Origin of the sequence: Actinomadura geliboluensis (assembly GCF_005889745.1) — a bacterium.
GTDB classification, from domain to species: Bacteria; Actinomycetota; Actinomycetes; order Streptosporangiales; family Streptosporangiaceae; genus Spirillospora; species Spirillospora geliboluensis.
Genome location: NZ_VCKZ01000008.1, coordinates 45,449 through 55,148, shown reverse-complemented (window position 1 = coordinate 55,148; position 9,700 = coordinate 45,449). Strand labels below are relative to the sequence as shown.

Sequence of the window (9,700 nt, the reverse complement as noted above, 5' to 3'; positions counted from 1 at the left end):
GCCCAGCACGGCCCCCCGCCGCAGCAGCGCGCGCCGCGACATCGCCTCCTCGGGCGAGCGCGGCAGGGCGTTCGGCAAGGGAGTCTCCTCACCCGGTGGCACGGTGGTGGAGGCCCGTCGCGGTCGCGGGATACGGACGCGTCCATCGGGCCAGCTCAAGCATTCCATATCCGCCGCGCCGGTGAGCCGCCGGAAAGACCGACGCGGTCCCCGGCTGTCGATACCCTTGAGGTGTCGACGGACGAACGGTGACATCCGCGATCGCAGGCGTGACAACAGAGGGAACACGAGGAGGGCCCATGAGCGTCGAGTCCAGCGGTGGCCGCGCTCAGGGCGGGCGCGGTCCCGGCAGGCGCGCCGACGCCTCCGCGCGTCCCGCGCGCGACACGGCCATCGACCGGCTGACCCGGCTGGTGGAGCCCGCCGTGGCCGAGATCGGCCTCGACCTGGAGGAGGTCGACGTCCGCCCGGCCGGGCGCCGCCGCCTCGTGAAGATCGTGGTGGACGGGGACGGCGGGGTCGACCTCGACGCCGTCGCCCGGGTGAGCGAGGCCGCCTCCCGGCTGCTCGACGAGTCCGACGTGATGGGGACCTCGCCCTACGTGCTGGAGGTGACCTCGCCCGGCGTCGACCGACCCCTCACCGAGCCGCGGCACTGGCGCCGCGCCGTCGGCCGGCTGGTCGTCGCGCCGCTGGCCGAGGGCGGGCAGGTCGAGGGCCGCGTGGTCGCGGCCGACGACGCCGCCGTCGAGATCGACGTCGTCCAGAAGCGGCGCGGCAAGGGCGCCGGGACGCAGACCGCGCGGCGCAGGTTCGGCCTGGACGAGCTGGGGCGCGGCCGGGTCCAGGTGGAGTTCAAACCCCTGGAGCGGACGGCCGACGATAAGCGTTCTCCGGCTGAGCCGGACTAGAGGGGGGAACCTCGTGGACATCGACATGACCGCCCTGCGGGGCCTGGAGAGCGAGAAGGACATCTCGCTCGACGTGGCCGTCAAGGCCATCGAAGACGCCCTGCTGATCGCCTACCACCGGACGGAGGGCGCGGCGCCGAAGGCGCGCGTCGAGCTGGACCGGCAGAGCGGGCACGTGACCGTCTGGGCGACCGAGACCGACGAGGAGGGCAACGACCTCCGCGAGTACGACGACACCCCGACCGGTTTCGGCCGCATCGCGGCGACCACCGCGAAGCAGGTGATCCTGCAGCGGCTGCGCGACGCCGAGGACGAGCTGACCTTCGGCGAGTACGCCGGCCGCGAGGGCGACATCGTCAGCGGCATCATCCAGCAGGGCAAGGACCCGCGCAACGTGCTGGTCGACCTCGGCCGCATCGAGGCCGTCCTGCCCCCGCAGGAGCAGGTGCCCGGCGAGCGCTACGAGCACGGCGAGCGGCTGCGCGCCTACGTGGTGCAGGTCCGCAAGGGCCACCGGGGCCCGTCGGTGCAGCTGTCGCGCACGCACCCGAACCTCGTCCGCAAGCTGTTCGCGCTGGAGGTCCCGGAGATCGCCGACGGCACCGTGGAGATCGCCGCGATCGCCCGCGAGGCCGGCCACCGCACCAAGATCGCGGTGCGCTCGCGCAAGTCCGGCGTGAACGCCAAGGGCGCGTGCATCGGCCCGCTCGGCGGCCGGGTCCGCAACGTGATGGCCGAGCTGCACGGCGAGAAGATCGACATCGTCGACTGGTCGGACGACCCCGCGGAGCTCGTCGGGAATGCGCTGTCGCCCGCGCGGGTTTCCCATGTCGAGGTCGTCGACGCCGACGCCCGGGTCGCCCGGGTGATCGTCCCCGACTACCAGCTGTCCCTCGCCATCGGCAAGGAGGGGCAGAACGCGCGGCTCGCCGCCCGGCTGACCGGCTGGCGGATCGACATCAGGTCCGACACCGAGCCGGTGCGGCCCCCCGCGGAACCCGCCGAGCCCGGCCAAACCGGATCTTCTACGTCAGGAGAGCATGCGACAGGCCCCGCGGACGCCTCGGCGCGGTAGACTCATGAAACGTGGCCGGGCGGCCCCTGTTCGCACGTGTGTGGGCTGCCGGGTTCGCACGGCCAAGTCCGGCTTGCTGCGCCTGGTGGTGGTCGAGGGCGTCATCGTCCCCGATCCTCGCGGGCGGCTGCCGGGACGGGGTGCGCATCTGCACCCCGACCTGGGGTGTCTCGAGCTCGCAGAGCGGCGTCGGGCGTTCCCGCGGGCGTTCCGCCTGCCGGGGCCGCTCGACGGTGGTGCGCTGCGGGCACGGCTTGCGGTGCACGCCGCGCGGCAGCAGGATGGCCGAAGTGAAAGCGACGTCTAGTCGGAAGCAGGTCGAGATTGCTATGAGCGCTCGATGAGCACGCCGCGATGAGTACGGCAAGTTAGCGACGGTCCGGAGGCCGCACCCCCGGACCGAGTAGGGAGTGCAGTGGCGAAGGTCCGGGTGTACGAACTCGCCAAGGAGTTCGGTGTAGAGAGCAAGGTCGTCATGGCCAAGCTCAAGGAGATGGGCGAGTTCGTCAGGTCGGCGTCCTCCACGATCGAGGCGCCGGTCGAACGCAGGCTGAAGGAAGCCTTCTCAAATTCTTCGTCCTCCAAGCAGGGGGACAAGCGGGCAGCCCCGAAGCGACCTTCGGGTCCGCGTCCCGCGCCGCGTCCGGGTCCCTCCGGCGGCGCCTCCGATTCTCAGGGCGCGCGGCAGCAGGCCCCTCGGCCGGCCGCGCCGCGCCCGTCCACGCCCAAGCCGGCCCCGGGTGCACCGGGCGGCGGCCAGGGCGGTCCAGGCGGTCCAGGTGGTCAGGGTGGCCAGGGCGGCCCAGGCGGCGGCCCGAAGCCGGGCCCGCCGCGTCCGGCGGTCCCGCCGGCGCCGGGCACGCCGGTGAACGCGCCCGCGGCGCAGGGCCCGAGCGCCCCGCCCGCGTCCGGTCCCGCCGGTCCCGGTGCCGGAACCCGCGCGCCCAGCGGTCCGGGCGGTCCGGGCGGTCCGGGCGGTGCAGGCGGTCCGAAGCCGGGTCCCCGCGCGCCCAAGCCGGGCCCGCGTCCCGGCCCGCGCCAGGGCGGCGGAGGCGGCGGCCGGCCGCGTCCGGGGAACAACCCGTTCAGCTCGACCAACACCGGCATGGGCCAGGCGCCCAAGCCGGGCCCGCGTCCCGGTCCGCGTCCGGGCGGCGACCGTCCGGGCGGTGACCGTCCCGGCGGCGGCCCCGCCGGCGGCCCGCGTCCCGGCGGCCGCAGCGGCGCGCCCGGTGCGGGCGGCCCGCGGCCCAGCCCGGGCAGCATGCCGCCCCGGCCGGGCGGCCCGCGGCCGAGCCCGATGAACATGCCGTCCTCGCGGCCCGCCGGCGCCCCCGGGCGCGGCGGTCCCGGCGGCGGTGGCGGCGGTCGCGGCCCGGGTGGCGGCGGCGGTCGTCCCGGTGGCGGCGGTCGCGGTCCCGGCGGCGGCGGTCGTCCCGGTGGTGGCGGCGGCGGCTTCGGTGGCCCGCGCGCGGGCGGCGGCGGTCGTCCCGGCGGCGGCTTCGGCGGTCCCCGCCCAGGTGGCGGCGGTCGCGGCCGCGGCGGCACGCAGGGCGCGTTCGGACGTCCCGGGGGCCGGCCGGCCCGCGGGCGCAAGTCGAAGCGCGCGCGTCGTCAAGAGTTCGAGAACATGCAGGCGCCCGCCGCCGGCGGCGTCTCGGCTCCCCGCGGCAACGGCAAGACGATCCGGCTGCCGCAGGGCGCGACCCTGACCGACTTCGCCGAGAAGATCGGCGCCAACCCGGCGTCGCTCGTCGCGATCATGATGCATCTCGGCAAGATGGTCACCGCGACCCAGTCGGTCGACCCCGACGACCTCATGGCGCTCGGGCTCGAGCTGGACTTCGACGTCCAGGTCGTCAGCCCCGAGGACGAGGACCGCGCACTGCTCGAGTCGTTCGACATCGAGTACGGCGAGGACGAGGGCGGCGAGGAGAACCTCCAGTCGCGTCCGCCGGTGGTCACCGTCATGGGCCACGTCGACCACGGTAAGACCAAGCTGCTGGACGCCGTCCGGCACGCCAACGTGCAGGCGGGCGAGGCCGGCGGCATCACCCAGCACATCGGCGCCTACCAGGTCGAGACCGAGGTCGACGGCGAGGACCGCAAGATCACCTTCATCGACACCCCGGGTCACGAGGCGTTCACCGCCATGCGCGCCCGCGGTGCCGACACCACCGACCTGGTGGTGCTGGTGGTCGCCGCGGACGACGGCGTCAAGCCGCAGACCACCGAGGCGATCGACCACGCCACCGCGGCCGGGGTCCCGATCGTCGTCGCGGTCAACAAGATCGACGTCGAGGGCGCGGACCCGAACCGGGTGCGCGCGCAGCTGACCGAGTACGGCCTGGTCGCCGAGGAGTTCGGCGGTTCGACGCAGTTCGTCGACGTGTCCGCCAAGCAGGGCACCAACATCGACGGGCTGCTGGAGGCGATCATCCTGACCGCCGACGCCGAGCTCGACCTGAAGGCCAACCCCGACATGCCCGCCCAGGGCTCGGCCATCGAGGCCCACCTGGACAAGGGCCGGGGCGCCGTGGCGACCGTGCTGGTGCAGCGCGGCACGCTCCGGGTCGGCGACTCGATCGTCTGCGGCGTGGCCAACGGCCGCGTCCGGGCGATGCTCGACGAGAACGGCAACAACCTCGAGGAGGCGGGCCCGTCCCGTCCGGTGATGGTGCTCGGCCTCGCGGCCGTGCCCGGCGCGGGCGACAACTTCCTGGTCGTCGACGACGACCGGATCGCCCGGCAGATCGCCGACAAGCGGGTGGCGCGCAAGCGCAACGCCGAGCTGCTCAAGAGTCGCAAGAGCAGCTCCCTGGAAGAACTGTTCAAGGACTTCCAGGAGGGCAAGCGGCAGGAGCTGCTGCTCATCCTCAAGGGCGACGTGTCGGGTTCCGTCGAGGCGCTGGAGGACTCGCTCCTCAAGATCGACGTGGGCGACGAGGTCAGCCTGCGGATCATCCGCCGCGGTGTCGGCGCGATCACGCAGGACGACGTCAACCTGTCGCTGGCGTCCGAGGAGGGCGCGGTCATCATCGGCTTCAACGTGCGGCCGGAGCGCAACGCGCAGGAGCTGGCCGACCGCGAGGGCGTCGACATCCGGTACTACTCGATCATCTACCAGGCGATCGAGGAGATCGAGGCGGCCCTCAAGGGCATGCTCAAGCCGGAGTTCGAGGAGGCCCAGCTCGGCACCGCGGAGGTCCGCGAGATCTTCAAGGTGCCGCGGATCGGCAACGTGGCCGGCTCGATGGTCACCTCGGGGATCATCCAGCGCAACGCCAAGGCCCGCCTCGTCCGCGACGGCGTCGTGGTCGCCGACAACCTCACGGTGTCGTCGCTGCGCCGCTTCAAGGACGACGCGACCGAGGTCCGCGAGGGCTTCGAGTGCGGCATCGGCGTCGGTTACAACGACATCAAGCTCGGCGACGTCATCGAGTGCTTCGAGATGCGGGAGAAGCCCCGCGTCTGAGGCCCGGCGGCCCGTCCGCCCGGCTCCGCCCCTGCGGGCGCGGGCCGGGCGGCGGCCGGCTCGTCGCCGATGTGATCGTTAAATCGGATGACAGGACGCCAGGCGGATCTTCTAGCCTGGCGTCCTGCATGTCCGGCCCCGTCCGCCGCCCGGCGGCGCGGGCCGGGAACACGGCGGGTGATCCCCGTCGTTCCAACCAGACAGATCCCGAGGTGATCGACCAGGTGTACGTGGGTGCGCTGACACTCGACCTGCTGCTGGGGGACGTCCGCTCGCTGAAGCAGAAGCGGTCCGTCGTCCGGCCCATCATCGCCGAGGTGCACAAGCACTTCCCGGCGGTGGCCGTCGCCGAGACCGGCGGCAACGACCTGCACCGCAGGGCGGAGATCGGGGTGGCGGTGGTCTCGGGCTCGGCCGCCAACTGCACCCAGGTGCTCGACCAGTGCGAACGCCTGGTGGCCGGACGGCCGGAGATCGAACTGCTGTCCGCCCGCCAGCGGATCTTCCACGACGAGGACTGAACGGCGTCCGCAACGGAGCGCCAGCGGAGTGGAGGACGACGTTCAGTCTCCGTTCGAGGGTGTGGGGGTCGTCCCCCACAATGAACCGGACGGCGTCCGCAACGGAGCGCCGGCGGAGTGGAGGACGGTCGTCCCCCACAATGAACCGGACGGCGTTCGGTCTTCCCGGTCGGGGGGTGGGGGAGTGCCCCCACAATGGAACTTCGGTGCCGGCGCCGGACCACAGAGGGGTCGGCAGACCATAGAAAGGGAGTGCGATCATGGTGGACGCAGCTCGGGCGCGCAAGCTCGCCGACCGCATCCAGCAGATCGTGGCCGAGATGCTGGAGAGGCGGATCAAGGATCCGCGGCTCGGCTTCGTGACCGTGACGGACACCCGCATCACCAACGACCTGCGCGACGCGACCGTCTACTACACGGTGTACGGGTCGGACGGCGAGCGCGCCGAGACGGCCGCCGCGCTGGAGAGCGCGAAGGGCGTCATCAGGTCGGAGGTGGGCAGGAAGACGGGCGTCCGGCACACGCCCAGCATCACCTTCGTCATGGACTCCCTGATGGAGAACGCGGCTCACATCGACGACCTGCTGGCCAAGGCCCGCGCCAGGGACGCCGAGGTCGCGCGCGCCGCGCAGGACGCGTCCCCGGCCGGTGAGGCGAACCCGTACCGGGAGCCCGCCGCCGACGACGACCTCGACGAGGACGCCGACGACGAGGACGGCCGTTCCCGGCCCCCGTCCTCGTGAACGGCCCCGAGGGCCGCGCGGAGGCTGCGGCCTCCGGGGGGCCGGAGGAGTGCCGGCTGCACGACGCGGACGGCCACGCCGCGGGCGGCCATGACATCGTGCCGCGCGGCGGGGGCGGCGGAGTGCGCGGCCCCGCCGCACCGGCCGCGCCCGCCGCACCGGCCGCCGACCTGGAGTGGGACCGCGCGGTCCAGCTGATCCGCGCGGCGGAGGAGATCTGCCTCGTCTGCCATGTGGCGCCGGACGGCGACGCGCTCGGCTCCATGCTGGCGCTCGCGCAGGCGCTCCGCGCGCTCGGCAAGCGGTGCGTGGCCTCGTTCGGGGAGCCGTTCACGGTCCCGGCGATCCTGCGCTTCCTGCCGGGGCAGGAGCTGCTGGTGGAGCCCGCCCGGGTGCCCGCCGCCCCGGAGCTGATGATCTCCCTGGACGCGGCCGGCCGGGCGCGGCTCGGCGGCCTCGCCGGGCACGCGGACCGGGCCGGCGCGCTGGTCGTCGTCGACCACCACGCGTCCAACACCGGGTTCGGGGGCGTGCGGCTCGTCGACCCGGACGCCGCGGCCACCGCGGTGCTGGTGGAGGAGCTGATCCGCCGGCTCGGCGTCCCGCTCGACCGCGACATCGCGCAGGGCCTGTACGCGGGGCTCGCCAGCGACACCGGGTCGTTCAAGTACCCGTGCACGACCCCGGAGGTGCACAACCTCGCGGGGCGGCTGCTGACGGCGGGCGTCCGGCCCGACGCGGTCAGCCGCGAGCTGTGGGACCGGGCCCCGTTCGGCTACCTGCAGGTGCTCGCGGGCGCGCTGGCGCGGGCCCGGCTGGAGCGCGACGCGGCGGCCGGCCTCGGCCTGGTCTGGACGACGATCGCCCGCTCCGACCGGGCCGCCCGCGACGTCGAGTACGACCAGCTCGAAGGGGTCATCGACCAGCTCAGGCGCACCGACGAGGCCGAGGTCGCGGTGGTGTGCAAGGAGAACGACCGGGGCGAGTGGTACGTCTCCACCCGCTCCAAGGGCGCGATCGACGTCGGCCGCGCCTGCGTGGAGCTCGGCGGCGGCGGGCACCGCACGGCCGCCGCGTTCACCATGGGCGGGGAGCCCGCCGCCATCATCGACCGGCTGCGCGCGGCGCTGCGCGTGCCCGGTGACCCCGACGACTGACCTTTCGGAGCGCGCGTGGACAACTCGGGACTCGTCATCGTGGACAAGCCCGCCGGCTGGACGTCGCACGACGTCGTCGGGAAGATGCGGCGGCTGGCGAAGACCCGGCGGGTCGGGCACGCGGGCACGCTCGACCCGATGGCGACGGGCGTGCTCGTGCTCGGCGTCGGCAAGGCCACCCGCCTCCTCGGCCACCTCGCGCTGACGGAGAAGGGGTACGACGCGACGATCCGCCTCGGGCAGTCGACCAACACCGACGACGCGGAGGGCGAGATCACCGCGACGGCGTCCGCCGCGTCCGTGGCCGACGAGGCGCTGCGCGCGGGCGTCGCGGCGCTGACCGGGCCGATCCAGCAGGTCCCGCCGCAGGTCAGCGCGATCAAGGTGAACGGCGAGCGGGCGTACAAGATGGCCCGCAAGGGCGAGGACGTGGCGCTCGCGGCCCGCCCCGTGACCGTGCACTCGTTCACGGTCACCGACGTGCGGCGCGAGGGCGACCTGATCGACGTGGACGCGTCGGTCGCCTGCTCGTCCGGCACCTACATCCGGGCGCTGGCCCGCGACCTCGGCGCGTCCCTCGGCTGCGGCGGCCATCTGACGGCGCTGCGCCGCACCCGGGTCGGGCCCTACGACCTGGCCATGGCGCGGACCCTCGACCAGTTCGCGGAGAAGCCGGAGATCCTGCCGATGGGCGAGGCGGTCGCCGCGGTGTTCCCGCGCCGGGACGTCTCGGCCGACGACGCCCGCAAGGTCGCGCACGGCGGGCGGCTGCCGGCGGCCGGGCTGGGCCCGGGGCCGGTGGGCGTCTTCGCGCCGGACGGGACGCTGCTCGCCCTCGTCGAGGAGCGGGGCGGGCAGGCCAAGCCCCTCGCCGTCTTCGTCCCCTGACCCACCTGGAACGACCTTCTAGCCTTCGGGCCTTTACCCGTACGCGCTCTACCCGGACCCGGACCCGGGCAATACACCCGTGGTGCGCATCACCGGGTGAAAGTGCTGCGCGAAAACCTACGGGCGCGTAACCTACGAGAGCGTAAGTTACTGAGGCAGGAGGTGTCCGTGACCACTGTGAAGGACCACCCCCCGGTGGCGTCCCCCACCCGGCCGCGGCTGCGCGGCTGGCTGCACCTCGGCGCGTTCCCCGCGGTGCTGGTCGCCGGGCTCGTGCTGGTGGCGCTCGGCCCGAGCGTCCACGCGCGGCTCGCGTCGGCGGTGTACGTGGCGACATCGGGGATGCTGTTCGGGATCTCGGGGACGTACCACCGGCAGCAGTCGCACCGGCTGATCGAGGTGCTGCGCCGGTTCGACCATGCCAACATCTACCTGATCATCGCGGGGACGTACACCCCCTTCGCGGTCGTCGCCCTGGACGGCGGCGTGCGGCTCGCCGTCCTCATCACCGTCTGGACGGGCGCCGTCGCGGGCGTCGTCTTCCGCACCGCCTGGATCGGCGCCCCGCGCGCCCTCTACGTGACCCTCTACATCGTCCTCGGCTGGGTCGCGGTGTTCTTCCTGCCGCAGTTCCTGGACGGCGCCGGCACCGCCGCGTGCGTGCTGGTCGCGGCCGGCGGGATCTGCTACAGCGTCGGAGGCGTCGTCTACGGGCTGCGCCGCCCCGACCCGTCGCCGCGCTGGTTCGGCTTCCACGAGGTGTTCCACGCCTGCACGCTCGCCGCCTACGTCCTGCAGTACATCGCGGTGTCGCTGGTCGTCTACCAGTCCGGCTGACGGGTACCCCTGGGTGCGACCTCGCGGCCCCCGTCATGGCACTCTTGAGGGCGGCAGGAGAATACCGGCAGGCATGCCCTACGCAGGGAGAGA

At 73.6% G+C, this 9,700-nt stretch carries 9 protein-coding genes; all 9 read left to right on the top strand.

The window, feature by feature from the left end:
• The first annotated feature begins 299 nt into the window (after positions 1–299).
• The 9 genes from rimP (at position 300) to trhA (ending at position 9,607) form a co-directional block, all read left to right on the top strand.
• Entirely contained in the window at positions 300–911 is a 612-nt protein-coding gene (rimP, locus tag ETD96_RS02800; protein WP_138633479.1) for a ribosome maturation factor RimP, read from the top strand.
• Between the two features lie 25 nt (positions 912–936).
• Positions 937–1,986, top strand: coding sequence for a transcription termination factor NusA (gene nusA / locus ETD96_RS02795; protein ID WP_138633513.1), 1,050 nt, complete (start codon positions 937–939; stop codon positions 1,984–1,986).
• A complete protein-coding gene (locus ETD96_RS02790) occupies positions 1,952–2,293 on the top strand; it encodes a YlxR family protein (RefSeq protein WP_338072529.1) in 342 nt (113 codons plus the stop codon). Before nusA ends, ETD96_RS02790 begins: the two co-directional genes overlap by 35 nt.
• Before the next feature lie 108 nt (positions 2,294–2,401).
• Positions 2,402–5,461, top strand: coding sequence for a translation initiation factor IF-2 (gene infB, locus ETD96_RS02785; protein WP_138633473.1), 3,060 nt, complete (start codon positions 2,402–2,404; stop codon positions 5,459–5,461).
• A 224-nt stretch (positions 5,462–5,685) separates the two neighbouring features.
• Positions 5,686–5,982 (top strand): DUF503 domain-containing protein, encoded by a 297-nt coding sequence (locus ETD96_RS02780; protein ID WP_138633510.1) that lies wholly within the window; start codon positions 5,686–5,688, stop codon positions 5,980–5,982.
• Positions 5,983–6,242: 260 nt separating this feature from the next.
• Positions 6,243–6,725, top strand: a complete 483-nt coding sequence (gene rbfA / locus ETD96_RS02775; RefSeq protein ID WP_138633469.1) for a 30S ribosome-binding factor RbfA — start codon at positions 6,243–6,245, stop codon at positions 6,723–6,725.
• On the top strand, positions 6,722–7,882 hold the full coding sequence (locus ETD96_RS02770; protein ID WP_240807144.1) for a DHH family phosphoesterase: 1,161 nt from the start codon (positions 6,722–6,724) through the stop codon (positions 7,880–7,882). The genes rbfA and ETD96_RS02770 overlap by 4 nt, the downstream gene beginning before the upstream one ends.
• Positions 7,883–7,897: 15 nt before the next feature.
• Positions 7,898–8,770 (top strand): tRNA pseudouridine(55) synthase TruB, encoded by an 873-nt coding sequence (truB, locus tag ETD96_RS02765; RefSeq protein WP_138633465.1) that lies wholly within the window; start codon positions 7,898–7,900, stop codon positions 8,768–8,770.
• 168 nt (positions 8,771–8,938) lie between these two features.
• Entirely contained in the window at positions 8,939–9,607 is a 669-nt protein-coding gene (gene trhA / locus ETD96_RS02760; protein ID WP_240807142.1) for a PAQR family membrane homeostasis protein TrhA, read from the top strand.
• Positions 9,608–9,700: the final 93 nt, after the last annotated feature.